Below are 25,919 nucleotides of genomic sequence, written 5' to 3' on the forward strand. Positions count from 1 at the left end.
TCGGCGGCGTTTCCAGGGCGGGCGGCGGCTCGGCGGCCGGGACCTCGGCCGGCGCGGCGTCGGCGGCCGGCGGCTTGATGGTCGCGTCCTTGTCCTTCACGAACGGCAGGCGCGAGACTAGGCTCGGCTTCTTCGACTGCGACGGCTCGACCGCCGGGCGCAGGCCCTTGTCGGTCAGCAGCTTGTAGGCGTCGCGATACCAGACGTCGCCCGGATAGTTGTAGCCGAGCACCGCGCCGTTGCGCTTGGCCTCTTCGCCCAGGCCCAGGGTCAGATAGGCTTCGACCAGGCGATAGAGCGCCTCGGGCGTGTGGCTGGTGGTCTGATAGCGTTCGATGACCGTCTTGAAGCGGCCGATCGCCGCCAGGGTGTCGCCCTGGCGCAGATACCAGCGGCCGATGGTCATTTCCTTGCCGGCCAGCTGGTCGTTGACCATGTCGATCTTCAGGCGCGCGTCGGCGGCGTACTCGGTGCGCGGATAGCGCTGAACGACTTCGTTCAGGTTGGCCAGGGCCTGGCCGGTGGCGGCCTGGTCACGGCCCACGTCGACGATCTGCTCGAAGTAGCAGATGGCCTTCAGATAGTGGGCGTAGGCGGCGGCCGGGTTGCCCGGATAGAGCGAGATGAAGCGGTCGGCGTCGCCGATGGCCTCAGCGTAGTCGTTGCCCTGATAGTGGGCGTAGGCGGTCATCAGGATCGCGCGGCGCGACCACTCCGAATAGGGGTGCTGACGTTCGACTTCGCCGAAGTACTGGACCGCCTGATTCCACAGGCCGCGGTCCAGACGGTCCGCGCCAGTGGCGTAGAGCAGCTCCACAGGCCGCTCCTCATACGCCAGGCGGGGCTTCTCCTTCTTGCCGGCGCAAGAGGCCAGGGCGATAGCGGCGCAACCGACAATGAGAGCCGTGCGAGTCCGGGAATTGCGAAGCAAGGACACCTTCACCTCAAAAGGAACGACGCGCGCCCCCGCGCCGCGAGTCCCCGCTTCTACAGCATGGAATGCAGGGCGCAAATGCGGCGGAGCCTTAAAACCGGGCGCGACGCAGCGCCTCAGACCGCCTGTGCGAGTTCCGGCGCCAGGGTGCGGTAACGCCACGATTGCGGCGCGGCGAGCAGCGCGCGAACAAGCTGGTTGTTCAGGCTGTGGCCGGCCAGCACGCCTTCGAAGCGGCCGAGGATCGGCGCGCCCAGCACATAGAGGTCGCCGATGGCGTCCAGCGCCTTGTGACGCACGAACTCGTCCGGACGGCGCAGGCCTTCCGGATTGAGGATGCGGTCGCCCTCGATGACCACGGCGTTCTCCATCGAACCGCCGCGGGCCAGGCCGATCGAGCGCAGATACTCGACCTCGTGCAGGAAGCCGAAGGTCCGGCAGTCGGCCAGTTCGTCGCGGAACGCCTGCTCGTCCATGACCAGATCCACGGCCTGGCGGCCGATGGCGGCGGACGGGAAGCGAATCTCGAAGGCGACTTCGAACTGATCCGAAGGGGTCAGGGTGGCGCGCTTGTCGCCATCGATGAACTCGATCGGCTCAAGAATTTCGATGTAGGTGCGCAGCGCGTCCTGCTGGCGGCGGCCAGCACGGTCGAGGATCTGGACGAACGGCAGCGACGAGCCGTCCATGATCGGCATTTCCGGACCGTCGAGCTCCACGATCGCATTATCGACGCCCAGCATGACGAGGGCGGCCATCAGGTGCTCGATGGTCGAGACCGACACGCCGGCGGCGTTCTCGATCACGGTGCCCAGCTGGGTCTTGGTCACCGCCTCGCCGGTGGCGGGAACGCGGTTGTCGCGATCGGTGACGTCGGTGCGGACGAAGACGATGCCGGAATTGGTCGGCGCGGGACGAACGGCGACACGCGTATAGGCGCCCGTATGGACGCCGACGCCGGCGAAGATCGCCGGACCCTGCAGGGTGTGCTGAAAATCTTGTGCGCGCAAAACTCGCCGCCTTCCTCGTTCGGACACACGGCCAGATGGCCGCATAACGCCCCAACTGTCAGGTAAGGGCTATGCCGCGCCGCAGCAAAACACTTCCTGTTTCGCAATGTTTCGATTTGGGACGGTTAAGAAACCCTTAGGATTCAAGGGGAAGCGACCGCCTCATCGCCGCTTCGTTGACACCCGATTTGGCGCGCCTCTAGGCTGCCTGCAAGACGTCCCGAGACCATGGAGGCCAAGATGAGCCAATTCAGCGCACCTGCCTCATCCGTGACGCACCGGGGTCCGCTCTAGACCTCCCGTCACGATTCCGGCCGAACGGCCTTCCGGGCGCCAGCGCCCTGTGACGAGACCACACATGTCCGACCACCAACCCGCCGCGCATCCGCGCGCGGCCCTGCCTGCGCATGACGCCAGGCGGTTGCTCGAACTCGAAGCGGACACCCGCTTCACTCTCAAGAACGGCCGCATCATCAGCGAGGGTCCTCCCGACAACGCACCCGGCCCGCTCATGTACATGGCGGCCGGCCGCGCCTGGATCGCCGAGGCGGTCGACGCCGAGACCGCCCGCCGACTGAACGCGCTGGTGGCGGAGGAACCCGCGCTCGGTCCTGGCCGATCGCCCGTCGCCGCAGACCGATATCTGTCGATGCTCGGCGCGCAGGCCGGCCACGCGGGGCTCAGCTTCCTCTTGCCCCACGCCGCGCCCGTGCCCGGCGGCCGCTGGCCCCTCGCATCCGGCGCCTCGGCGACGCAGGAGTTGGAGTCCAGGCTGCGCCGCGACGGGATGCCGCCCGACCTCGTGGCCCTGGGCTTTCGCGAGGTGGCCGACCTCTGGCCGCCCTACTGCCTGGTGGTCGAGGATGGTCGCATCGCCGCGATAGCGTTCACCGCCCGCCTCGGGCTACGCGGCGCAGAACTGGGCCTGGTGACCCTGCCGGACTTTCGCGGCCGCGGCCTGGCGGGCCACGCCGTCGCCGGCTGGAGCGCCCTGCCCGCTCTTCGTGACCTGACGCTGTTCTACAGCACGTCGGAGACGAACCTCGCCTCGCAGCGCGTCGCCGCCAAGCTCGGCCTGCCGTTCATCGGCCCGACCTGGGAGGTTTATGGAACCTGACACGAAAAAACGGCCGGACGCGGGTCCGACCGTTTCATCGATCTGATCGAAAGCCTAGTTGGCCAGGCGGCGCAGGAAGGACGGAATTTCCAGGTCTTCCTGGCTGTCGAACTGCGCTTCCGGAGCCGGTTGCTCGGCCGGCAGCGCACCGCCGCGGCTGACCGGCGCCTGCTGGCGCGCCGGCTGCGGAGCCGGCTGCTCATAGCGCGGACGGCTGCCGAACAGGCTGAGGAACCCGCCGCGCTGCGGACGACGCTCCTCGTAGGTCGGCTCGGCGAACAGCGGCTCTTCCTCGAATTCCTCGACCGCCGGATCGACGATCTTGGTCATCGGCCGGGCGACAGGCGGTTCGGGCGCGGCGGCGACCACCGGGGCCGGAGCCGGCGCTGGGGCGCTGTAGAGATCACCCTGCTCTTCTTCCTCGAACACAGCCCGCACCGGCTCAGGAGCCGGGATCGGCGCAGGCGCCGGGGCCGGCGCAGCCGCGACGGGCGCCACAGTCGGGGTCGGCGGCACATAGGCGGCCGGTTCCGGATAACGCGGCGCCGGGCGGTCGGCGAAGCTCGGCGGCGAGGGACGTTCGTAAGTCGGCGTGGCGCGCATCACCGGCTCGGTCACCGGCGCCGGACGCGTGGTCTCGGCCCGCAGCGGCGGAGCGGCGAGCGGCTTGCGCTCCACCTTCGGTTCGATGGCGGCCATCGAGGCGCCGTCCATGCCGGTCGCTACGACCGACACGCGGATCATGCCGTCGAGCGTCGGATCGAAGGCGGCGCCGAAGATGATGTTGGCGTCGGCGTCGACCTGTTCGGAGATGGCGTTGGCCGCCTCGTCGACTTCCAGCAGGGTCATGTCCAGGCCGCCGGTCACGTTGACCAGCACGGCCTTGGCGCCCTTCAGCGAGACTTCGTCGAGCAGCGGGTTGGCGATGGCGTTCTGAGCCGCCATCAGGGCGCGGTCTTCGCCGGTCGCCTCGCCGGTGCCCATCATCGCCTTGCCCATCTCGGTCATGACCGTGCGGACGTCGGCGAAGTCGAGGTTGATCAGGCCCGGCAGCACCATCAGGTCGGTGATCGAGCGGACGCCCGAGTGCAGGACCTGGTCGGCCATGCCGAAGGCCTCGGCGAAGGTGGTCCGCTCGTTGGCGACCCGGAACAGGTTCTGGTTCGGGATGACGATCAGGGTGTCGACATAGCGCTGCAACTCGCCGATGCCGGCGTCGGCCAGGCGCATGCGGTGGCGGCCTTCGAAGTGGAAGGGCTTGGTCACGACGCCGACCGTCAGGATGCCGCGCTCACGGGCGCACTTGGCGATGATCGGCGCGGCGCCGGTGCCGGTGCCGCCGCCCATGCCGGCGGTGATGAAGATCATGTGGGCGCCGTCGAGGTGCTCGCCGATCTCGGGGATCGACTCCTCGGCCGCGCTCATCCCGACTTCCGGGTGCGCCCCGGCGCCGAGGCCCTGCGTGACCTGCACGCCGAGCTGGATCCGACGATCGGTCTTGGCGAAGGCCAGTTGCTGCGCATCGGTGTTGGCGACGACGAACTCGACGCCCTCGAGATGCGCCTCGATCATATTGTTAACGGCGTTGCCCCCGGCGCCACCGACGCCGAACACAACGATCCGCGGCTTCAGTTCGGTCGCGCGAGGCGCGGAAAGTGCGATAGCCATTGGGACCCTGTGTCCTCCGTACCGTGGTCAAGGGAACTGAAGGCGACCCGCCCGCCCGGTTCCCGCGACGGCTGGCGTTAAGGAAGCGCCCACCATCGTTAATTGGCGGTTAACTGCATAAGGCGAGTCGGAGGCGCGTGAAGGCGCGTGAAGCCGCATCCACAACAAAATTTCTTGCTGTGTAAGGCTTGAGCGTTAACCACGCCGCCGAGGGGGCCGTGGCTTCAGGCGTTTATCGAACGCCGTGCGCTAAGCTGCTCTGGGGATTGGACTATGCACCCAGAGCGAGCATGCCCAGGGCACGATTCATCTTCATGGCGAAGCTTGAATCGCGCCGCCTAGAGATTTTCCCGCAGCCAGGCGGCGGCCTTGGCGACCGGATTGGCGCGGGGGTCGAGCGGCTCGCGGCGCAGCTTGGCGCTCGCCAGGGTTTTGGCCGAGACCGCCTCGCGCGGGCCGAACGCGGCGCGCTGCAGCACGCCGGCGGCGGCGCAGAACGCCGGCCCGGAGGCGGCGTCCGCCAGATGCGGCACCCGGCGCGGACGGCCGAGGCGCACGGGACGGTCGAACACCCGCACGGCGACTTCGCGGACGCCGGCCAGCTGGCTGGCGCCGCCGGTGAGGACGAGGCCGGCGCCGGCCTCGACCGGAGCGCCCGACGCCTTCAGGCGATCGCGGAGCAGTTCGAGGGTTTCTTCCACGCGCGGGGCGATGATCCCCTTGAGCAGCGAGCGCGGCGCGATCACCGGCCCGGCGCCCGGATCGTCGCCGCGGGGCGGCGCTTCGATCATCTCGCGGTCTTCGTTGGCCGAGGCGATCGCCGAGCCGTGCAGGGTCTTGATGCGTTCGGCGCCAGCGACCGAGGTCGACAGGCCGCGGGCGATGTCGGCGGTGACGTGGCTGCCGCCGACCGGCAGAGTTTCGACATGGATCAGGCTGCCGCCGGCGAACACCGCGGCCGAGGTCGATCCCCCGCCCATGTCGATGCAGACCGCGCCGAGATCCATCTCGTCTTCTTCAAGCGCGGCGAGCGCCGAGGCGAACGGCGCGGCGACCACCCCTTCGAATTGCAGGTGAGCGCGTTCGACGCAGGCGCCGAGGGTCTGGTAGACGGCCTCGCTGACCGTGACGACGAGCAGTTCGACGCCCAGCGAGCGTCCGAACATGGCGCGCGGATCGCGGATGGCGACCTGGCCGTCGACGCTCCAGGCGACCGGCAGGATATGAGCCGCGCGGCGGCCCGGGATCTTGATCTGGCCCAGCGCCTGCTGGATGGCGCGGACGAGGTCGCCGTCATTGATCGGGCGGGCGCCGAGCGAGACGCGTCCCGCGATGCGGTGGCTGGTCAGCTGGCCGCCGGCGGTTGCGACCGTGACGCCTTGAACCTGCACGCCGGCGACGTTCTCGGCCCGCTCGACCGCCTGCGCGATCGCGTCGGAGGCCTCATCGAGATTGATGATCGCCCCGCCCCGCACGCCGCGCGACTGCACGTAGCCGACGCCGGCCGCAGTCAGGGTGCGGTCGCCGCGGCGCACGCCGTCCGGCTTCATGATGAAGCAGGTGACCTTGGACGCGCCAAGATCCACGGCCGCCACCACAGGCTGGCGGCTGAGCGCGGCCTTCAGGCCCTCGCGGCTTTCCTTGCGTTCCTCAACCCGGGTCGACAAGTCCGTACGTCCTTCCTTCAGTCTCACGCGCCGTTGGCGACCAGTTGGCCCGGCAGCACGCCGTCGCGCGGGCGCACGGCCACCACGGTCGGATCGCGCAGGTCGATCCGCTCGAAGCCCAGTTCCAGAATGCGCGAACGCTGATCGAGCTGTTCGAGCTGGATCAGGGCCGCGCCCTCGTCGACCGCCGGCAGTTGCACCAGCGAGCCGTCCTTCATTCTCAGGTCCCAGCGACGACCGTCGACGCGCACCAGCGCCTCGGTCCGCTCGGCCAGCCGCGGCCGAGCCGCGACTTCCGGCAGGATCGCCGCGGCCGCCTCGTTGGCTCCGACGCCGACGATCAGCGGCAGGGTCGCGAAGCGGCCGGGATCGGCCTCCGGGATCACCCGGCCGGTCTCGTCGATGACGTAGCTGCGGCCACCGTTCTGCCAGACCGCCAGTTGGCGACGCTCGACCACGGCCAGCACCAGGGTGTCGGGCAGCAGGCGCACGACGCGCGCCTCCTTGACCCAGCCCACGGCCTCGACCCGCTGGCGGATCGCCTCGAGGTCCATGCCGACGACCGGCTCGTCCTGGTAGACCGCTGCGGCGCGCAGGATGTCGGCGGCCGCCATTTCGGACGCGCCCTCGACGTGGATAGCCTTCAGCTTGAAGCCGAGGCCCGCGAACTGCCCGCCGACCGCCGAGCCCATCGAGGCGCCCAGCTTCTCGCCGCGGTGGCCGGTCATCATGGTCACGGTCAGCGCGATGGTGACCACGCCCGCGGCCGCGATCAGCGCATGCCAGGGCGACAGCCCGACGCCGCGGGCGGCGCCCAGCTTGCCGGGCGCGTACGCCGCCCCCGGCTTTCTGGCGCGGGGGGCGGACTTGGAGCTAGCGGGCGATTTAGCCCGGGGTTTCGCTTCTGCTCGCGACTCCCCCCGCACTGCCGCGGGCATACGCATCCTCCGTGATCCAAAGCACTAGACGGTCGAAATCCACCCCCTTGTGAGCCGCCTGCTCGGGCGCGAGCGAGGTAGGCGTCATGCCGGGCTGGGTGTTGACCTCCAGAAGGACCAGAATGTCGTTAATGTCGTCATAACGAAGATCGGACCGGGTAACTCCCCGGCAACCAAGAGCGGCGTGCGCCAGCTCCGACAATTCCAACGCCTTTTCAAAGGCATGCTTCGGAATTTCGGCCGGTACGACATGCACGGAACCGCCCGCAGCGTACTTGGCTTCGTAATCGTAAAATTCGGTCTGCGGGATGATGTCGGTAACGCTCAAAGCCTTGCCGTCCATGACCGCGACGGCCAATTCCCGGCCGCGGATATAGGGTTCGATCATCACCTCCTCGCCGAAGGTCCATTGCGGCGAGACAAGTTCCTGCGGCGGGCGATTCGCGCCCTCGCGGACGATGAACACCCCGACTGACGATCCCTCGGCGTTCGGCTTGATCACATAGGGCGGCGCCATCACGTGGTCGGCCGCCGCGACGTGGCGGTTGAACAGCCCGCCGCCCGGCACGGTCACCCCCGCCGCGGCCATCACCGCCTTCGCCTTGGCCTTGTCCATCGCCAGGGCCGAGGCCAGGACGCCGGAGTGCGTGTAGGGAACCTGCAACGTCTCCAGAATGCCCTGGACGCAACCGTCCTCGCCCCACTCCCCGTGCAGGGCGTTGAAGACCACGTCGGGCTTCAGGGCGGTCAGCGCCTGGGCCAGGTCACGGCCGGCGTCGACATAGCTGACCTTGGCCCCCAGGCGTTCGAGCGCGGCGCCGCACTCCTTGCCCGACGACAGGCTGACCTCGCGCTCGGAAGAAAGGCCGCCCAGCAACAGGGCGACGTGGTGTCCGGATAGGGGAAGGCTCACTGGCTCACGCTCGCAGTCTGGCGGAAGTCGATATCGCTGTCGGCGACTGTGTAAACGAAGGCGGCCCAGACGGCCACGTTCTGGGCGAGCTCCTTGGGATCGACCTTGTCGAGGGTGTCGTCCGCCGAATGGTGCAGGTCGAAGTAGCGGCCGGCGTCCTGCTGCAGTTCGACGACCGGCGTCCCAAGCCGCTTCAGCCCCGCGACATCCGCGCCGCCGTCCTCGGCCGGGTCGCGCGAGATGATCACCCGCAGCGGGTTCACCGCCGCCGCGAAGGCCTGCATGGCGGGATGCCCGCGACTGCCCGCGGGAAGCTTGGCGTTGAAGATCTCGCCCGCGCCGAGGTCGCTCTCGCCGGCGACGATCATGTTCGGGACCTCGGCCTTGTTGGCGTCGGCGTAGGCGCCGCCCGAACCGCCCTGCTCCTCGGCGCCCCACATCACCACGCGCACCGTGCGGCGCGGACGCTGCGGCAGATCCGAGATCAGTTTGGCCGCCGCCGTGGTGATCCCGATGCCGGCCGCGTCGTCCACCGCGCCGGTGCCGGCGTCCCAGGAATCCAGATGGCCGCCGATCACGATGACCTCCTGCGGCTTCTCGCGACCGCGGATTTCGCCGACCACGTTGTAGGCCGGAGCCTTGGCGCGATAGGTCGAAGCCATGGCCAGCTTGATCCGCACAGGCTTGCCGCGCGTGACCATGCGCTCCAGCAGCTCGGCGTCGGGCGGCGACAGCGCCGCCATCGGAATGCCCGACATCGCCGCGCCGCCGCCATGCGGCAACCGCGTGTCGTCTGTCGAGATCGAACGCACCAGATAGGCGAGCGCCCCGCGCTTGGCCGCCTCGACGCCGCCCGAACGGGCGCGCACGGCGCCCGCGTAGCCGCGGATATCCTGGGTGCGGCGCATCGGCTCGGTGACCACGGCGATCTTGCCCTTCAGCGCGCCGGGCGGCTGGGCCAGCATCTCATCATAACTTCTGAACAACGCGATCTCGGCCTCCAGCCCCCCAGCCGGCGTGGCGGCCGAACGGCCGAGGCCGAGGATTTGCAGCTTCTGGGGGAACGGCGCGACGACCTCGGCGGACTCAGGGCCGCGCAACCAGGACTCTGTCTGGAAGGTCTCGACGTGGACGTTCTCGAAGCCCAGCGCCTTCAGCTTGGCCACGCCCCAGTCGCGGGCGCGATCCATGCCGGGCGAGCCTTGCGGTCGGGCGCCGACCTCGGTGGTCAGCGACTCCGTCACGTCCCAGGCGGTCGTGTCCGTAAGAGCCCGGTCTCGAAGCGCCACGGCGGTGGCGGCGAGATCGGCAGCGGAGGCGGCGTTGGCCGAAACCAAGGTGGCGGCGACGGCCGCAAACAAAGCAATGCGCATGAGCCGCGGGTGCCTTTCGCCGGGAGTCCTGTCAAGGCGCAGGCCGTCCGCCGACGCCTTGGTCGCAGGTGGGCGCGACGACCGTCGCAAGGTCGGGAGCGCGGTACGCAACCTCGGATCGCGTTAACTACCCTTACAAGTGTAGTACTCAGCGAATACTTGCCGGCAAAAGCAGACAAACGCCGCTTACGGCCAAGCTTCTACTCGGGTGAATCCCCGACAATCTCTATTCCCGCTTGTAAATGCGACGTAACGCCGCTACCGATTAACCAAGGTCGTCGGGTTCGGCGTGACCAGCTCGGGTCGTGAAGAGGTTCCAGATGAAGGCGTGCTCCATCGGGGTCGCCGCCGCAGCGCTATTGGCGCTGGGCGCGACCGCCGCTCCCGCTTCTGCGGCCAATATTCTGTTCAACGACTTTGTCGGCACGTGGTCCGATCCTGTGGGCGCCAAGGTCGTCTACACGGGTAACGGCACGGACGAGGCGCACGCCGCCTGGGGCTCGGCCCTGGCCAAAAGCAGCTATGTCTTCGCCGGCGCGTCCGGGGTCGGCGTCTCGCTAGGCGACGCCCAGCCCTTCACCATCGGGACGTTCACGCACAACAACGCCAAGATCAGCGGCGGCGCGATCACCGGCATTGCGCTGTCGATCTCCACGTCGGTGATCGTCGACGGCGTCAATCAGGGCGTGCGCAACTTCGTCTACGGCTTCGACCATTGGGAAACGCCGAACAATGCGCCCGGCGTGAACGGCGTCTGCGGCAATGGCGAGCGCGAGCGCGACGCCAGCAACCTCTACGGCTGCGCCGACCGGACTCGCGCGACTCTGCTCAAGGCGGCTGAGCTCGTGAAGATCGGCGGCGCCTACTACGCGCTCGACATCTCGGGCCTCGTCCATGACGGCAATCCGGTCGAAGAGTTCTGGACCCGCGAAAAGGAGAGCGGCTCGGCCAATCTGCGCGCCCAGCTGCGCCTGGTCTCAGCCGCGGTTCCCGAGCCGACCAATTGGGCGATGATGATCGTCGGCTTTGGCTTCGCCGGGGCCGCCGTGCGCGTCGGACGCCGTCGCAACATCCTGGCGACGTCGCCGAAGACCTAAGGGTCGATCAGCCGCCAGTCAGCGCCAGGCGAAACCACAAGCGCCGCGCCCAGGTTCAGGCCGCTCCAGAACGGCATTGGATCGAAGCCGAACCGACGGCTGGCCCAAAGGCTCATCACCCGCCCGTGGGTCACCACGATCAGCGATTGCGACGGATGCGCGGCGATCTGCCGATCGAGCGCCCCGGAAAAGCGCGCGTGCGCCTCGTCCGCGCTCTCCTCGCCCATCGTCACCTCCCGCGGCCGGGCGAACATCTGTGCGACGGCGGCTTGGAAGCTGGCGGAATCGGTGAACGGTCCCTCGTCATTGCGCTGCTCGCCCAGCCCAGCGTCGCGCCCGGCGGCGACGCCGAACGCGGCCGCGATCACGGCCGCGGTCTCAATCGCCTTGGGCTCCAGGCTCGACACGACCGCAGTTGGCGCGAACGCCGCCAGCTTGAGGGCGATCCGCGCGGCCTGCTCGCACCCTTCCGGGGCGAGGCTCCATTGCGAGGGCGGCGTCCCGGGCTCCAGGCGCGGCGCGCCATGTTTGACCAGGATCAGCAAGCGTTCAGGCCGTCCGGCCGATCCGCTTGATCTCCCACTCCAGCTCGACGCCGGTCTTGGCCTTGACGTCGGCGCGCACCGCCTCGCCCAGCCCCTCGAGGTCGGCCGCCGTAGCCTCGCCGGTGTTGATCATGAAGTTCGAATGCAGCGGCGAGAACATCGCGCCGCCGAAGGGCTTGCCGCGCCAACCGGCCTCGTCGACCAACTTCCAGGACGAGTGCCCGGTCGGGTTCTTGAAGGTCGAGCCGCCGGTCTTCTCGCGGATAGGCTGGGTGGTCTCACGCCGCGCGGTGATTTCCGCCATGCGCGCCGCGACCACGGCCGGCTCGTCAGGGCGGCCCTGGAACACCGCCTGCATCCAGATCACCTCGCCGGGCGGCACGGTGCTGTGGCGATAGGTGTAGCCGAAGTCCTCGAGCGAATAGCTGACGATCTCGCCGCTGCGGTCGAATCCCCAGGCCGAGACCAGCACGTCCTTGGTTTCGCTGCCGTAGCAGCCCGCGTTCATGGTCAGCGCGCCGCCGATCGTGCCGGGGATGCCCGCGTAGAATTCAAGGCCCGCCAGTCCGGCCTTGGCCGCCGCCTTGGCGACCATGGCGTCCAGCGCGCCGGCGTCGGCGATGACCCAGCCCTCTTCCTCGTCGATCGAGATTTCGGCGAAAGCCTTGCCGGCCAGGCGGATGACGACGCCTTCGACGCCGCCGTCACGAACGATGACGTTCGATCCGACGCCCAGCACCGTCACCGGAACCTCCGCCGGCAGCGCCGCCAGGAAGTCGCTCAGATCGGCCTCATCCGCCGGCAGGAACAGCACTTGCGCCGCGCCGCCGACGCGAAACCAGGTGAACGGGCCGAGCGGCTCGTCGCGCAGCAGACGCCCGCGGACCTCAGGCAGGTTGTCTCGCCAACTCATCCGTTCAACGCCTCAAGCTGCCCGGGCAGCGCGTGCGCCCAGACCGTAATGTCGCCAGCGCCCAAGCAGACCACCAGGTCGCCGGACTTGGCCTCCTCGTGCACGATCCGCGCGAGTTCGGCCGGGCTTTCCAGCGCCAGCGCCCGACGATGACCGAAGCGGCGCAGGCCCTCGACCAGACCGTCGCGGTCGGCGCCGGCGATTGGGCTCTCGCCAGCGGTATAGACGTCGGCCACGATCACGGTGTCGGCGTCGTTGAAGCAGCCGCAGAACTCGTCGAACAGGTCGTGCAGGCGCGTATAGCGGTGCGGCTGGACGACGGCGACGACGCGGCCCTCGGTCACGGCGCGCGCGGCCTTCAGCACCGAGGCGATCTCGACCGGGTGGTGGCCGTAGTCGTCGATGATGCGCACGCCGCCCGCCACGCCCGTGGTGGTGAACCGGCGCTTGACCCCGCCGAACCCGGCCAGGCCCTTGCGGATGTCGTCGTCCGAGACGCCCAATTCGCGCGCGACCGCGATCGCCGCGGTGGCGTTCAGCACGTTGTGCTGGCCGGCCATCGGGAGGTGCAGGTTTTCCAGCCGGGTGACCGGCCCGTCCTGCGGGGCGAACACCGCGTCGAAGCGCGAGCCGTCCGGCCCCATGCTGATCTTCTCGGCCCGCACCTCGGCCTGCGGGTTGGTCCCATAGGCGATGACCCGGCGGTTCTGCACTCGCGCCGCCATCGCCTGGACTTCCGGATGGTCGGTGCAGACGGCCGCGAAGCCGTAGAACGGTACGTTCTCCACGAAGTCCTGGAAGGCCTTCTTCACGGCCTCGAAGTCGCCGTAGTGGTCCAGGTGCTCGGGGTCGATGTTGGTGACGATGGCGCAGGTCGACTTCAGCTTCAGGAAGGTGCCGTCGCTCTCGTCGGCCTCGACCACCATCCAGTCGCCCTCGCCCACCTTGGCGTTGGTGCCGTAGGCGTTGATGATGCCGCCGTTGATCACCGTCGGGTCCTTGCCGCCGGCGTCCAGCAGCGCGGCGACCATCGAGGTCGTGGTGGTCTTGCCGTGCGTCCCGCCGACCGAGACCGAGTATTGCAGGCGCGTCAGCTCGGCGAGCATCTCGCCGCGATGGACCAGCGGCAGGCGCCTCTCGCGGGCGGCGACCATCTCGGGATTGTCGGCCTTGATCGCGGTCGAATAGACGATCGCCGACGCGCCTTCGACATTGGCCGCGCCCTGGCCGATGAACACCTTCGCGCCCAGCTTCTCCAGCCGTTCGGTGTTGGCGCTGGCCTTGGCGTCGGAGCCCTGCACCGTGTAGCCGATGCGCAGCATGATCTCGGCGATGCCGCTCATGCCGATGCCGCCGATGCCGATGAAGTGCACGGGGCCGAGGGCGAAGGGGACGGGGCGCTTGTTCATTTTTGGACGGCGGTTCTCTCGACCAGGTCGGCCAGGCGTTCGGCTGCATCAGGCTTGGCGATGGAGCGCGCGCCGGCGGCCATGCGCGCCAGGCGGTCCGGATTGGTCAGCAGCTTCTGCAGCGCGCCCGCCATGGTATCGACGGTCAGCTGGCTCTCACGCGCCACCTCCGCGCCGCCGGCCTCGGCCATGACCCGGGCGTTCTGGCCCTGGTCGTCGTCCAGGGCGATGGCCAGCGGCACCAGGATCGCCGGCTTCCCGGCCACGGCGAACTCGCAGACCGTTCCGGCCCCGGAGCGGCCGATCACCAGGTGGGCGTCGCGCAGACGGGTGGCCATGTCGCGGAAGAACGGAGCGATCTCGGCCTTGACCATCGCATCGGCGTAGATGCGCCGCGCGTTGTCCATCGACTCCTTGCGGGTCTGCTGCTGGACGTCCAGCCGGTGGCGCAGGTCCTCGGGCAGCTTCTTGATCGCCTCGGGCATCAGCTCGGAGAGCAGGCGCGCGCCCTGGCTGCCGCCGGTGATGAGGAGGCGGATCGGGCCGTCGGCGCTTGGCGGCGTGTAGGGATAGTCGGCCAGCGCCCTGATGTCGGGCCGGATCGGATTGCCGACCACGACTGCGTTCTCGGCGACGCGGCCCGGCGCCTTCTGGAGCACCGGGAACGCGCAGGCGACGGCGCGCACGTGTCCGGCCAACCGGCGATTGGCGCGGCCCATCACCGCGTTCTGTTCGTGCAGCAGCGTCGGACGGCCCTGTGTGATGCCGGCCAGCAGGCCCGGCACCGAGGGATAGCCGCCAAAGCCGACCACCACGGCCGGATCGATGCGGGTGAAGGCGTTGCGGGCCTGCATGACGCCGCGCACGATCGCGATGCCGGCCTGGGCCATGCCGACCACGTCGCCGCGCTGGAAGGTGCGGGCCGACAGCCCGATGCGCTCCTCGGCCGGGAAGCTCTCGGCGAACGCGGCGGCGCGCTCGTCCGAGGCCAGCACGATGCGCCATCCACGGGCGATCAGCGCCTCAGCCAGAGCCTGTGCGGGAAACAGATGGCCACCGGTTCCACCGGCGGCGACGACAGCGATCTTGCGCATCACGAGCCTTTAGGCGAACGCGCCGGCCTTGGCGAGGCCCTCGCCTTGGGAATAGGCGCCCGGTCGACGGCGAGTCAGCGCAAGCGCCATGCCGAAGGTCAGACAGATCGCCCACATCGACGAGCCGCCGTACGAAATGAACGGAAGGGTCATGCCCTTGGTCGGGATCATGTTCAGGTTCACCGCCACATTGATGAAGGCCTGCTGCCCGACCAGGACGAACAGTCCCGCCGCAGCGACCTGCTCGAAGGGATCGGTCAGCTTCATGGCGCGATAGAGGCCGCGGGTGACGATGAAGCCCAAAAGCACGATCAACAGCAGCGAGAAGATCAGACCGTACTCCTCGGCGCCGACCGAATAGATGAAGTCGGTGTGCAGGTCGGGCACGTGGCGCTTCATGACGCCCTCGCCCGGCCCACGGCCGAAGAAGCCGCCGGCGGCGATGGCCTCGGCGGCGCGGTCGACCTGGTGGGTGTCGGCGCGGTCAGGACTGAGGAAGCGGTCCACGCGGCTGGCCACGTGCGGGAACAGGAAGTAGGTCGAGCTGAGGCCTGTCACCGCCACGCCGCCCAGCAGCATGACCCAGGACAGCGGCACCCCAGCCATCCAGAACGCGGCTCCGAAGGCGATGGTGATCAGCACCGTCTGGCCGACATCCGGCTGGATCAGCAGCAGCCCCACCGACAGGAAATAGAGGCCGAAGGCGATCGAGACCCCCGGCACCCCCTGCCCCTTCTGGCCCTCCGAGAACATCCACGAGACAAGCACGATCAGCGCCGGCTTCATGAACTCCGACGGCTGCAGGGTGAAGCCGCCAAGCTGCACCCAGCGCGTCGCGCCCTTGGCCGTATGGCCGAGGAACGGGAGGATCAGCATGATCGCGATGGCGACCAGATAGATGAAGAACGCGGCGCGTCTGATCCCCTTGGCATCCAGCATCGACACCCCGATCAGGATCGCCGCGCCGGTCACCGCGAACACGCACTGGCGCACCGCGAAGTGGAAGGGATCGCCGACGTTCATCCGCGCCGCGGCCGCCGGACTGGCGGCGAAGGACATCATCACGCCGATGGCGATCAGGGCGGCCACCGCCCCCAGCATCCAGCGGTCCGTCGTCCACCACCAGATCCCGACCGACGAGCGATCGCTCCGCGCAAAGGCGTGGGCCTGCTGAGGGCGATGGATGTGGCTCATGGAGGTCTCCGCGGGCGCAGCGGCCCGTATCCCTTTGATGCCCGCGGCATGCTTAAAATATCTTAACCAAGAGGCGGTCTCACGGCCCTGCGACTTGAAATCTCTCGCGAGCACGGGCGACATCGCCGCCCAGCCGAAGAAGGACGCCCCGATGCCCCAGGCCCCCTCCGCCCCGACCGATCAGGCCGCCTACTGGAACAAGACCGGCGGCCAGGCCTGGGTCGACCTGCAGGACATGATGGACACCCTCCATCGGCCGATCGAGGAGGCCCTGGTCGAACGCGCCTTTCCGGGCGCGGGCAAGCGGGTGCTGGACATCGGCTGCGGCGCGGGCGCGACCACCCTGGCCATGGCCAGGCGGCTCGGTCCCGAGGGGCTCAGCCTCGGCGTCGACATCTCCCAGCCGCTGATCGAGATCGCCTCGGCCCAGCAAGCCCCGGGCGCGCAGTTCGTCCAGGCGGACGCCCAGACTTACGACTTCGGCGGCGCACAGTTCGATGCGGCGATGTCGCGGTTCGGGGTGATGTTCTTCAGCGACTTCGACGCCGCCTTCACCAACATCCGCAGCGGCCTGAAGCCGGGGGCCGAACTCGTCTTCGCCTGCTGGCGCAGCCCGGCGGACAACCCGATGGCGGTCATTCCCGGCCGCGCCGCCGCGCCGTTCCTGCCGCCTTCGCCGCCGGCCGACCCGCTCGCGCCCGGCCGTTTCGCCTTCGCCGATCCCGAGCGGGTGCGCGGCATCCTGAGCCGCAGCGGCTGGAGCGACATCGACATCACCCGGCTCGACGCGCCGACCCCGATCTCGCTGGCCGACCTGGTCACGTTGAGCTTGCGCATGGGTCCGGTCGCCGCGGCTCTGCGGGAGGCCGACGAAGGAACCCGAACCAAGGTGCGTGAGGCTGTGGAAACGGCGCTGGAAACCGAAGCGGTCGACGGCGTCGTGCCGATGGTCGCCGGTTGCTGGCTGGTGAGCGCGCGGGCTTAGGCGCGCGCGCCTTTCGCGACGGGCCGCTCCAACCCCAGCACCGCCTGGCGGAACGCCTCGCCGCGCGCTTCGAAATCAGCGAACTGGTCGAACGAGGCGCACGCGGGCGAGAGCAGCACGACGGCGTCCTGGCCCGAGGCCGAAGCATCTGCGTAGGCCGCCGCAACAGCCGCCGGCAGCGTCCGGCAGCGGGCGAGCTTGACCTTGCCCTCAAGCGTCGCAGCGAACGCCTCCTCGGCCTCGCCGATCAGGTAAGCCTTCTCGATGCGCGGGAAGAGGTCGGCCAGGCTGTCGATGCCGCCAGCCTTCGGCACGCCGCCGGCGATCCAGTAGAACTTGGGGTAGCTCGACATCGCCTGGCGCGCCGCGTCGGCGTTGGTCGCCTTGCTGTCGTTGACGAACCGCACCTTGCCGACCGCGCCGACCGTCTCCATCCGGTGCGCCAGGCCCGGGAAGCTCATCAGGCCGTCGGCCGCCTCCTGCGAGGTCAGGCCAAGGCCGCGCACAGCGGCGTAGGCGGCCGCTGCGTTCTGCCAGTTGTGGCGGCCGGGCAGCGAACGGGCCCGCAGCAGGTCGGCGACTTCCACCGCACGCTCGCCGGTGGCGTCGTAGAGCAGGCCCTGCAGTGCGTAGACCCCGCGGCCCATGGCCTTGGAGGCCGAGATCGGCACGATGGTGCGGCGGTTGGCGGCGGTGATCTCGGTGCAGATCCGCTGGCCCCATGGGTCGTCGACGCCGATCACAGCGGTGTCGCCCTTGCCCTGGTTCAGCAGGATACGGCGCTTGGCCGCCACATACCCTTCCATTCCGCCGTGGCGGTCGAGGTGGTCGGGCGAGACGTTGAGCAGCAGCGCCACGTCGGGCTTCAGGCTCGAGGTGAGGTCCAGCTGGTAGGAGCTCAGCTCCAGCACGTAGACCGCCCCGCCGTGCATGTCCTCCAGGCCCAGCACGCCCTGGCCGATATTGCCGCCGACCCGCACGTCGCGCCCAGCGGCGGCGCAGATGTGGCCGATCAGCGCCGTGGTCGTGGACTTGCCGTTGGTGCCGGTGATGGCGACGATCTTCGGGCGCTTGTGTTCCGGCGCAGCGTTCACGGTGCGGGCGAAGAGCTCGATGTCGCCCAGGATCTCGACGCCCGCGGCCTTGGCCTTCTCGACTGTCCAATGCGGCTTGGGATGAGTAAGCGGCACGCCCGGCGACAGCATCAGGGCGGCGAACTGCGACCAGTCGGCGCTCGACAGGTCCAGCAACTCCAGGCCCTCGGCCTCCGCGGCCGCGCGGCTCTCGGGCTTCTCGTCCCAGACCACGACCTTGGCGCCGCCCAGGATCAGCGCGCGCGCAGCCGTCAGCCCTGTGCGGGCCAGGCCGAACACGGCGACCGTCCTGCCTTCGAAGCCGCGGACCGGGATCATGAGACTGCCAGCCCTCCCCTTACCGCAGCTTCAGGGTGGCGAGGCCCAGCAGGGCGAGCATCACGGCGATGATCCAGAACCGGATCACGACGGTGCTCTCGGACCAGCCGAGCTTTTCGAAGTGGTGGTGGATCGGGGCCATGCGGAACACCCGCTTGCCGGTCAGCTTGAACGAAGCGACCTGGATCATCACCGACAGGGTCTCCATCACAAAGAGACCGCCGATGATGCCGAGCACGATCTCGTGCTTGGTCGCCACCGCCACGGCGCCGATGCCGCCGCCCAGGGCCAGCGAGCCGGTGTCCCCCATGAAGATCTTGGCCGGCGGGGCGTTGTACCAGAGGAAGCCGAGGCCGGCGCCGATCATGGCCCCGCAATAGATGGCGATCTCGCCCACCCCCGGCACGAAGTGCAGCTTCAGGTACTGGGCGAAGACATAGTTGCCGACGAGGTAGGCGATGAAGCCGAAGGCGGCGGCCGCGATCATCACCGGCACCGTCGCCAGCCCGTCCAGTCCGTCGGTGAAGTTCACGGCGTTGGCCGCCCCGACGATGATGAAGGCGCCGAACGCCAGGTAGAACCAGCCGAGCGGCATCAGCAGCTGCTTGAAGATCGGGAACGCGACCGAGGTCGACAGTTCCGGCGTCTCGGGCGGGCTGGTGCCGAAGATCACCATCAGGGCCACGGCCGCAATGGCGATGGCCGCCTCCATGAGCAGGCGGATCTTGCCCGACACCCCGGCGGTCGATTGCTTGGTGACCTTGGCGTAGTCGTCGGTGAAGCCGAGCACGCCGTAGCCGGCGGTGACCAGGATCACCGCCCAGACATAGACGTTGCTGAGGTCCGACCACAGCAGGGTGCCGACCAGAAGTCCGGCGAGGATCATCACCCCGCCCATGGTCGGCGTGCCGGCCTTCTCGACCACGTGACGCTCGATGCCGTCGGCGCGGATCGGCTGCCCCTTGCCCTGCTTGGCCTGCATCCAGCGGATGAAGCGCGAGCCCATGGCCACGACCACCAGCTGGGCCGTGAACAGCGCCATACCGGTGCGGAAGGTCTGATATTTCAGCAGGTTGAGGAACGGCACATAGCCGTCCGCGGCGAGCTGTTGATACAGCCAGTAGAGCATCAGCCCGTCTCCCCCGAACGCACGTCGAGCGCGCTCAGCGCAGCTGCGACCGCGCCCGCCCGAGAGCCGTTGGACCCCTTCACCATCACCAGATCGCCCGGCTCCACGGCCGCGCTGATCAGCGGCGCGAGCTCGGCCGCGCTCTCGGCGTAGCCGCCGCGACGAGTCGGCGGAAGGGCGTCCCACAGGGATTTCATCAGCGGCCCGGCGGCGAACACCAGATCCACCTTGGCCGCATCCAGCGGCTCGGCCAGGCCGGCATGGAAGGCGGGCGCTTCGGCGCCGAGCTCCAGCATGTCGGTCAGGGCGACGATACGGCGACCGTCGGTCTTGCGCGCGCCCAGGCTGGCGAACGCCGCGCCCATCGAGATCGGGTTGGCGTTGTAGCTCTCGTCGATCAGCGTGAAGACGCCGCCGGCGAGCTTGACCGCCCGTTCCGCGCCGCGGCCGGCCAGCGGCTCGAACGCGCCCAGCGCCGCCAGGCTGTCGTCCAGGCCGACGTCCAGGGCTTCCAGCATCAGCAGCACGACCATGCTGTTGGGGCCCCAGTGGAAGCCGGTCTGCAGGATCGGGAAGTCCAGCGCCTTGCCATGCAGCCGCGCCTTGATGACCGCGCGGCCCGGCTCAGGCGCGAAATCGACCAGCTGTGCGTCGCACTCCTTTGCGGTTCCGAAGCTGCGCACCGTGGCGCCGGCCTTGTGGGCCTCTTCGGCCAGCAGCTCGAACCACTTGTTGTCGGCGTTCAGCACCGCCACGCCGCCCGGCTCGATGCCGGCGAAGATCTCGGCCTTGGCGCGCGCCACGCCGATCTCGCCGTCCGGGAAGTTCTCGACATGCACCGGGCCGACCGTGGTGATCGCCACCGCGTGCGGACGCACAAAGCGCGACAGCGGCGTGATCTCGTCGGCGTGGTTCATGCCGATCTCGAAGATCGCCCGCTCGGTGTCGCGCGGCATCCGCGCCAGGGTCAGCGGCACGCCGATGTGGTTGTTGTAGCTCTTCACCGACGAGTGGGCGCGGCCGGCGCGCTCGAGCCCCGCGCGGATCGCCTGGGTGACGCTGGTCTTGCCGACCGAGCCCGTCACCGCGCCGCGGCGCGTCTGCGGAGACCGCTCGCGCGCGGCTTCCCCCAATTGTTCCAAGGCCTTGAGCGTATCGGCGACGACGACGCTGGAGCCCTCGACGCTCTTCGACGCCAGGCTTGCGGCCGCGCCGGCGGCAAGGGCCTGCTGGACGAACTCATGCCCGTCGCGCACTCCGGCTAGGGCGACGAACAGGTCGCCGGTCTCGATGCTGCGGGTATCGATCGAGACCCCGTCGACCGTGAAGGCCGCCCCCGAAAGCCGGCCGCCGGTCGCAGCGGCGATTTCTTCGGACGTCCAGAGCGGCTTAGACATGCCCAGCCTCCAGCGCCGCGGCCACTTCAGCCACGTCGTCAAAGGGATGAACGGTCGAACCGACGGTTTGGCCCTGCTCATGGCCCTTGCCGGCGACGACAAGGACGTCGCCAGGCCCCATCAGCGCCACGCCGGCGCGGATCGCCTCGCGACGGTCGCCCACCTCGCGCGAGCCGGGGGCGCCGGCCAGGATCTCGGCGCGGATCGCGGCCGGGACTTCCGAGCGCGGATTGTCGTCGGTGACGATGGCGATGTCGGCGTGCTGAGCGGCAGCCAGCCCCATGAGCGGGCGCTTGGCGCGATCACGGTCGCCGCCGGCGCCGAACACGACGATCAGCTTGCCTTCCACGTGGGGACGCAGCGACTTCAGCACGGTCTCCAGTCCGTCAGGCGTATGGGCGTAGTCGACATAGGCCTCGCCGCCTTTGGCGCCGGTTCCCACGCGCTGCAGACGGCCGGCAGCGCCTTCCAGGGTCCCGAGCGCCGCGATGACGCCGTCGACCGGCTCGCCCGCCGCGATGCATAGCCCCGCGGCGACCAGGGCGTTGGACGCCTGAAACGCACCGGCCAGGGGAAGCACGACCTCGTAGGTCTTGCCCTTGGCTTCGATCTTCAGAGCCTGGCCTTCCGGCGTCGGGGCGTGACCGACCAGCTTCAGCCCCTGCCCGGCCTCGCCGACTGACACCACCGATTGGCCGGCCCCGACCGCCGCGGCGGCGAAGGCGCCATAGGCGTCGGAGTCGGCGTTCAGCACAGCGGTTCCGCCGCGCGGCAGCAGCCCCTCGAACAGGCGCAGCTTGGCGTCGCGATAGGCTTCCATCGTGTGGTGATAGTCGAGGTGATCCTGGGTCAGGTTCAGGAATCCGGCCGCAGTCAGCTCCACCCCGTCCAACCGGCGCTGGTCGATGCCGTGCGAGGAAGCCTCCATCGCCAGGCGGGTGACGCCCTTGGCGGCCAGCACCGACATCAGTTCGGCGACGTCGGCCGCGTCCGGCGTGGTCAGGCCGGCGGGAGTGATCTGCTCATCGAGGTCAGGCCCGGTCGCCCGGACGCCAAGGGTCCCCATGCTCGCGGCCCGATGGCCGAGGCGGTTGAAGATCTGGCGGCAGAACCCGGCGACCGAGGTCTTGCCGTTGGTGCCGGTGACGGCGACGACGACCGGCGGCTGCGCGCCCCAGAACGCCCGCGCGGCCAGGGCATAGACCCTGCGCGGATCGGGCGTGACGATGACCGGAACACCGAGTTCCGGCAGGTCCTCGGCCGAGATCATGGCCACCGCCCCAGCTTCGACCGCCTTGGCGGCGAACGCCTTGCCGTCGACCTTCGAGCCGGGCAGCGCCGCGAACAGGAAGCCTGGCTTCACCTTGCGGCTGTCGGCGGTGACGCCGGTCACCTCCGGATCGGCCGCAAAGGTCCGCTGGACCAGCTGGGAAAGCGTCTTGCCCATCAGTGCCCGTCCGAGACCGGGCCGGCGGCGATCGAGCCCTCGCCCACGACCTTGATCAGATCTGGCTGGCGCTGGACGCCCAGGAACGGGGCGATGCGGTCGATGACGCGGCCGGCGGCCGGCGCGGCGACCCAGCCGCCGGTCGAGTAGCCGTAGGTCTTGGCCGTGCCGTGCGGCTCGTCCATCAGGATCAGCACGAAGTAGCGGTCTTCCTGCACCGCCCCAGCGGTCGGGAACACGGCGGCGAACGAAGACACCTGGCGCTGGGTCGAGTACCCGCGGATCGCCGGATCGTACTTCTCGCCGGTGCCGGTCTTGCCGCCGACACTGAGGCCCGGGGCGTTCGCCGACTTGCCGCTGCCGCCGATGACGTTAGCGCGCATGATCTGCAGCATCTGCATCGACGTCTGCTCGGACAGCACGCGCTGCCCCTGCGGCTTCTGGCCCGGTTCCAGCTTCTTGATGGTCAGCGGCACCAGATAGCCGCCATTCAGCAACGCGCCCATGGCGCTCGACACCGCCAGCGGGCTGACGTTCATGCCGTGACCGAATGAGGTCGACGCGACCGCATCCATGTCCCACTTGCGCGGGGTCAAAGGACGCGCCGATTCCATCAGTTCAACCCGGGCCGGCTTGGTCAGCCCCAGAGCGGCGAAGTACTTGCTCAGGCGCTCGGCGCCGACGCTCTCGGCCAGCTTGGCCGTGCCGATGTTGGACGAGTGCTGGAATACCTCGACCAGGGTCAGGATCTTCCGGGCGGCGTGGTAGTCCTTGATGGTCCGATAGCCCAGTTGATAGGGCACGCGCGCGTCGAAGGTCGACGACGGGTTGGCCACGCCAGTGTCCAGGCCGATGGCCACCGTGAACGCCTTGAAGGTCGAGCCCATCTCATAGATCGAGGCGGCGGCGCGGTTCAGCTTGGCGTTGTCGTCGGCCTTGGCCACCTGGTTCGGATCGAAGGTGGGATAGCTGGCCATCCCCAGGATCTCGCCCGTGTGGACGTTGGTGACGATTCCCACGGCGCCGCGCGGCTGGAACTCGGCCGCGGCCTTGTAGAGCTCGTCCTCCAGCGCCGCCTGGACGCGCAGGTCGATCGACAGCGCTACCGCCGTCTTCGACGCCGCATTGCCGCGGATGGTGTCATTCAGCGCCCGCTCGGCGCCGGCCAGGCCGACCCCGCCGGTGTCGGCGAACCCGACCAGGTGCGCGGCGGTCGTCCCCAGCGGATAGACCCGGCGCTCTTCCGGTTCGAAGGTCACGCCCGGCAGGCCCAGGGCATGGATGCGGGCGCGCACTTCCGGCGTCAGGCCCGCGGCCACGAAGCCGCGGCGCTCGCCGTTCAGCACCTTCTCCAGGCGCTGACGGTTCAGGTTCGGCAGGGCAGAGCGCAGGGCGCGGCGGGTCTCGTCGGCGTCCCAGATCTCGCGCGGGTCGACATAGACGCCGTAGTGCAGCAGGTCGGCCGCCAGCATGGCGCCGTTGCGGTCGACCAGGTCAGCGCGCGAGGCGCCCACCGGCGCTGCGTAGCCGCCGCCGCGGCCGGCGTCAGAGAACAGCGCCGCGCGCGTGGCGCCGACCGCCAGCACCGCGAACGCCGTCGCGAACATCGCCAGCACGAAGAAGATGCGGATGCGCGTGTCGTCTTCGGCCTTGCCGGCGGCCTTGGCGCGCTCGAAGGCGTGCTCCAGTCCCCAGACCTTGGCCTTGAGCCAGCGCCAGCCCGGCGCTTCGAACGATGGATGAGCAAGGCTCACGGCTTTGGTTTCCCGAGGGCGACTTCGCCCAGCTTGTCGAGGGTGGTCTCGTGCTTGGCCCCGACCGGGCCCATGCCGAGATGGGCGGTCGACAGCGCCTCGATACGCGAGGGCTGCTCCAGATGGGCGACCTCGGCCTGCAGCAGGCGGATGCGGGCCTTCTCGGCGTCGATCTGCTTTTCGACCGAGGCGATTTCCGCGCGCTCGCGCCCGGCCATGGTCTTGGCCAGGTAGACCGACAGGATGACGGCGATCAGAACCCCCAGCGCGACCACGTCGACCAGCCGAAAGCCCCGAATCTTGCGGGTAAGGAGACTCATTCCGCCTCCTTCCATACCGGAGCCGAGGTGCGAACCCCCACCCTCAACTTGGCCGATCGCGCGCGCGGATTGGTCGCGGTCTCGGCCTCGCCGGGAGCGCGGGCGCCGTTGAACAGCAGCTGGAAGCTCGGCGGCGCGCCGGCCTCGACCGGCGGCGCATGGCGCGAGCCGCCCGGGGTCTTGCCCGCGCGCTCGGTGAAGAAGGCCTTGGCGATCCGGTCTTCCAGCGAATGGAAGGTCACGACCGCCAGCCGCCCGCCCGGCTTCAGCACGCGCTCGGCGGCGACCAGCCCGGCCTCGAGCTCAGACAGCTCCTCGTTGACGGCGATGCGCAGCCCCTGGAACGAGCGGGTGGCCGGATGCACCTTGGCGCCGCGCCGCCCGCCCAAGGCGCGCTCGATCACTTCGGCCAGATCCAGCGTGCGGGTGAACGGCTGTTCGGCGCGGCGGCGAACGATGAAGGACGCGACCCGGCGCGACTGCCGCTCCTCGCCATAGACATAGAAGATCCGCGCCAGCTCAGCCTGCTCGGCGGTATTGACGATGTCGGCCGCGGTCGGGCCGTCGGCGCCCATGCGCATGTCCAGCGGACCGTCGCGCATGAACGAGAAGCCACGCTCGGCCTGGTCGAGCTGCATCGACGAGACGCCGAGATCCAGCGCCACGCCGTCGGCGACGCCCTCCCCCAGTTCGTCGGCCATCTGCGAGAACCGCCCGTCGACCAGCCGGAAGCGCTCGCCCAGGCCCTCGGCGAACTTGCGCGCGCTCGGATCGCGATCGAAGGCGACGACGTCCGCCCCGGTCGCCAGAAACGCGCGGCTGTAGCCGCCCGCGCCGAAGGTGCCGTCGACGATCAGCTTGCCGGGCGCCGGCTCGAGCGCGGCGATGACTTCATCGAGCAGGACGGAGGTGTGGGGCGCGTTCACTGAGCCGCCCCCAGCTTGGCCGCGCGCTGCTGGGCTCGCAGTTCGGCGAGGCCGGCGCGGGCCAGCTCGCGCTGGGCGGCGCGATGAGCCTGGAACGCCTCGCGCTCCCAGATCTGGAACCGGTCGCCCAGGCCGACCAGCACGACCCAGTCGGTCAGGCCGAACTGGTCGCATAGCTGCTCAGGCAGGGTGATGCGGCCGGCGGTGTCGAAGCTCATCTTCGCCTGCCCGCCCAGCACCGACAGCTCGATCGCCGAGCGCACGGGGTCGCCGAACGGCATCTCGTCCATCAGCGCGATGTAGCGGTCGAACAGCGCCCGGCCGCCGCCCTCGATGCAGTCGGCCTCGATCGAGGGGAAGCAGACGATGCCGTCGAAGGGGCCGGAGACGAGCGCGCGGAATTCCTGCGGCACAACGATGCGCCGCTTGGCGTCTACTTGTTTCTCGAAGGTCGAGAGAAACATCCCGCCGCGCCCCAGATCGCGGCTCCGAGCGAGCCGCCAACTTCACCCCGCTTCGGACCCGCGAAGCCTCCAGCTCCGACGCGCCGCTGATCCTTAACGGATGCTGATTGGGTTAACATGGGATCAATTGGGAGACAATGACTCCAGGGCGTAATTTCGGGGAATCTCAAAGAAGTTACGGTCACGCCACATGCATCCACAGGCGATACTCAC

At 69.2% G+C, this 25,919-nt stretch carries 22 protein-coding genes and 1 pseudogene; 3 read left to right on the plus strand and 20 right to left on the minus strand.

Translation table 11 applies throughout. The annotated features are described in order from the left end of the window. Positions 1-67 precede the first annotated feature (67 nt). A pseudogene (locus ACSQ2H_RS14065) lies at positions 68-943 on the minus strand (outer membrane protein assembly factor BamD); the annotation flags it as partial. Positions 944-1,050: 107 nt separating this feature from the next. Continuing rightward, positions 1,051-1,944, minus strand: a complete 894-nt coding sequence (gene lpxC, locus ACSQ2H_RS14070; protein WP_436062013.1) for a UDP-3-O-acyl-N-acetylglucosamine deacetylase — start codon at positions 1,942-1,944, stop codon at positions 1,051-1,053. Between the two features lie 358 nt (positions 1,945-2,302). On the opposite strand from lpxC, the gene ACSQ2H_RS14075 reads away from it, so the two are divergent. After that, entirely contained in the window at positions 2,303-3,061 is a 759-nt protein-coding gene (locus tag ACSQ2H_RS14075; protein WP_436062014.1) for a GNAT family N-acetyltransferase, read from the plus strand. Between the two features lie 54 nt (positions 3,062-3,115). Here the strand turns inward: ACSQ2H_RS14075 and ftsZ are convergent, their stop codons facing one another. The 5 genes from ftsZ to ACSQ2H_RS14100 all read right to left on the minus strand — a co-directional run bounded on the left by ftsZ (position 3,116) and on the right by ACSQ2H_RS14100 (position 9,620). Next, entirely contained in the window at positions 3,116-4,729 is a 1,614-nt protein-coding gene (ftsZ, locus tag ACSQ2H_RS14080) for a cell division protein FtsZ (protein WP_436062015.1), read from the minus strand. Positions 4,730-5,067: 338 nt separating this feature from the next. Beyond that, positions 5,068-6,396: a cell division protein FtsA gene (gene ftsA / locus ACSQ2H_RS14085; RefSeq protein ID WP_436062016.1), complete on the minus strand. Its 1,329-nt coding sequence runs from the start codon at positions 6,394-6,396 to the stop codon at positions 5,068-5,070. 23 nt (positions 6,397-6,419) lie between these two features. Beyond that, entirely contained in the window at positions 6,420-7,334 is a 915-nt protein-coding gene (locus tag ACSQ2H_RS14090; RefSeq protein WP_436062017.1) for a cell division protein FtsQ/DivIB, read from the minus strand. Beyond that, positions 7,282-8,247 carry a D-alanine--D-alanine ligase gene (locus tag ACSQ2H_RS14095; protein WP_436062018.1) on the minus strand — a complete coding sequence of 322 codons (966 nt, stop codon included), beginning with the start codon at positions 8,245-8,247 and terminating at the stop codon, positions 7,282-7,284. The genes ACSQ2H_RS14090 and ACSQ2H_RS14095 overlap by 53 nt, the downstream gene beginning before the upstream one ends. Next, positions 8,244-9,620, minus strand: a complete 1,377-nt coding sequence (locus tag ACSQ2H_RS14100; RefSeq protein WP_436062019.1) for a M20/M25/M40 family metallo-hydrolase — start codon at positions 9,618-9,620, stop codon at positions 8,244-8,246. Before ACSQ2H_RS14100 ends, ACSQ2H_RS14095 begins: the two co-directional genes overlap by 4 nt. 320 nt (positions 9,621-9,940) lie before the next feature. Here ACSQ2H_RS14100 and ACSQ2H_RS14105 point away from each other — a divergent pair, with 320 nt between their 5' ends. Then, positions 9,941-10,717, plus strand: a complete 777-nt coding sequence (locus ACSQ2H_RS14105; protein ID WP_436062020.1) for a THxN family PEP-CTERM protein — start codon at positions 9,941-9,943, stop codon at positions 10,715-10,717. Here ACSQ2H_RS14105 and ACSQ2H_RS14110 read toward each other — a convergent pair. The 5 genes from ACSQ2H_RS14110 to ftsW are packed head-to-tail and all read right to left on the minus strand — an operon-like array spanning position 10,714 to position 15,872. Then, positions 10,714-11,262 carry a histidine phosphatase family protein gene (locus tag ACSQ2H_RS14110; RefSeq protein WP_436062021.1) on the minus strand — a complete coding sequence of 183 codons (549 nt, stop codon included), beginning with the start codon at positions 11,260-11,262 and terminating at the stop codon, positions 10,714-10,716. The two genes, ACSQ2H_RS14105 and ACSQ2H_RS14110, sit on opposite strands and share 4 nt — an antisense overlap. 4 nt (positions 11,263-11,266) lie before the next feature. Then, a complete protein-coding gene (murB, locus tag ACSQ2H_RS14115) occupies positions 11,267-12,175 on the minus strand; it encodes a UDP-N-acetylmuramate dehydrogenase (RefSeq protein WP_436062022.1) in 909 nt (302 codons plus the stop codon). After that, positions 12,172-13,584, minus strand: a complete 1,413-nt coding sequence (murC, locus tag ACSQ2H_RS14120) for a UDP-N-acetylmuramate--L-alanine ligase (RefSeq protein WP_436062023.1) — start codon at positions 13,582-13,584, stop codon at positions 12,172-12,174. The genes murB and murC overlap by 4 nt, the downstream gene beginning before the upstream one ends. Next, entirely contained in the window at positions 13,581-14,678 is a 1,098-nt protein-coding gene (gene murG, locus ACSQ2H_RS14125; RefSeq protein ID WP_436062024.1) for an undecaprenyldiphospho-muramoylpentapeptide beta-N-acetylglucosaminyltransferase, read from the minus strand. Before murG ends, murC begins: the two co-directional genes overlap by 4 nt. Positions 14,679-14,687: 9 nt before the next feature. Next, positions 14,688-15,872: a putative lipid II flippase FtsW gene (gene ftsW / locus ACSQ2H_RS14130; protein ID WP_436062025.1), complete on the minus strand. Its 1,185-nt coding sequence runs from the start codon at positions 15,870-15,872 to the stop codon at positions 14,688-14,690. Between the two features lie 94 nt (positions 15,873-15,966). Here ftsW and ACSQ2H_RS14135 point away from each other — a divergent pair, with 94 nt between their 5' ends. Beyond that, a complete protein-coding gene (locus tag ACSQ2H_RS14135; protein WP_436062026.1) occupies positions 15,967-16,857 on the plus strand; it encodes a class I SAM-dependent methyltransferase in 891 nt (296 codons plus the stop codon). Here ACSQ2H_RS14135 and murD read toward each other — a convergent pair. Genes murD through ACSQ2H_RS14175 form a run of 8 tightly spaced genes read right to left on the minus strand, consistent with a single transcriptional unit; the run spans position 16,854 to position 25,706 of the window. Further along, positions 16,854-18,269, minus strand: coding sequence for a UDP-N-acetylmuramoyl-L-alanine--D-glutamate ligase (murD, locus tag ACSQ2H_RS14140; protein WP_436062027.1), 1,416 nt, complete (start codon positions 18,267-18,269; stop codon positions 16,854-16,856). The two genes, ACSQ2H_RS14135 and murD, sit on opposite strands and share 4 nt — an antisense overlap. A 19-nt stretch (positions 18,270-18,288) precedes the next feature. Then, positions 18,289-19,398: a phospho-N-acetylmuramoyl-pentapeptide-transferase gene (gene mraY / locus ACSQ2H_RS14145; protein WP_183769398.1), complete on the minus strand. Its 1,110-nt coding sequence runs from the start codon at positions 19,396-19,398 to the stop codon at positions 18,289-18,291. After that, a complete protein-coding gene (locus ACSQ2H_RS14150) occupies positions 19,398-20,795 on the minus strand; it encodes a UDP-N-acetylmuramoyl-tripeptide--D-alanyl-D-alanine ligase (RefSeq protein ID WP_436062028.1) in 1,398 nt (465 codons plus the stop codon). The genes mraY and ACSQ2H_RS14150 overlap by 1 nt, the downstream gene beginning before the upstream one ends. Continuing rightward, positions 20,788-22,242 (minus strand): UDP-N-acetylmuramoyl-L-alanyl-D-glutamate--2,6-diaminopimelate ligase, encoded by a 1,455-nt coding sequence (locus ACSQ2H_RS14155; protein WP_436062029.1) that lies wholly within the window; start codon positions 22,240-22,242, stop codon positions 20,788-20,790. Before ACSQ2H_RS14155 ends, ACSQ2H_RS14150 begins: the two co-directional genes overlap by 8 nt. Then, on the minus strand, positions 22,242-23,996 hold the full coding sequence (locus tag ACSQ2H_RS14160; protein ID WP_436062030.1) for a peptidoglycan D,D-transpeptidase FtsI family protein: 1,755 nt from the start codon (positions 23,994-23,996) through the stop codon (positions 22,242-22,244). Before ACSQ2H_RS14160 ends, ACSQ2H_RS14155 begins: the two co-directional genes overlap by 1 nt. Continuing rightward, complete coding sequence (gene ftsL / locus ACSQ2H_RS14165) at positions 23,993-24,316, minus strand: cell division protein FtsL (RefSeq protein WP_436062031.1); 324 nt, start codon at positions 24,314-24,316, stop codon at positions 23,993-23,995. Before ftsL ends, ACSQ2H_RS14160 begins: the two co-directional genes overlap by 4 nt. Continuing rightward, entirely contained in the window at positions 24,313-25,242 is a 930-nt protein-coding gene (gene rsmH, locus ACSQ2H_RS14170; protein WP_436062032.1) for a 16S rRNA (cytosine(1402)-N(4))-methyltransferase RsmH, read from the minus strand. The genes ftsL and rsmH overlap by 4 nt, the downstream gene beginning before the upstream one ends. Beyond that, entirely contained in the window at positions 25,239-25,706 is a 468-nt protein-coding gene (locus ACSQ2H_RS14175; protein WP_056020666.1) for a division/cell wall cluster transcriptional repressor MraZ, read from the minus strand. Before ACSQ2H_RS14175 ends, rsmH begins: the two co-directional genes overlap by 4 nt. Positions 25,707-25,919 lie beyond the last annotated feature (213 nt).

It is taken from the genome of Phenylobacterium sp. LjRoot97, from assembly GCF_964254345.1.
In the GTDB taxonomy this organism is placed as follows: Bacteria; Pseudomonadota; Alphaproteobacteria; order Caulobacterales; family Caulobacteraceae; genus Phenylobacterium.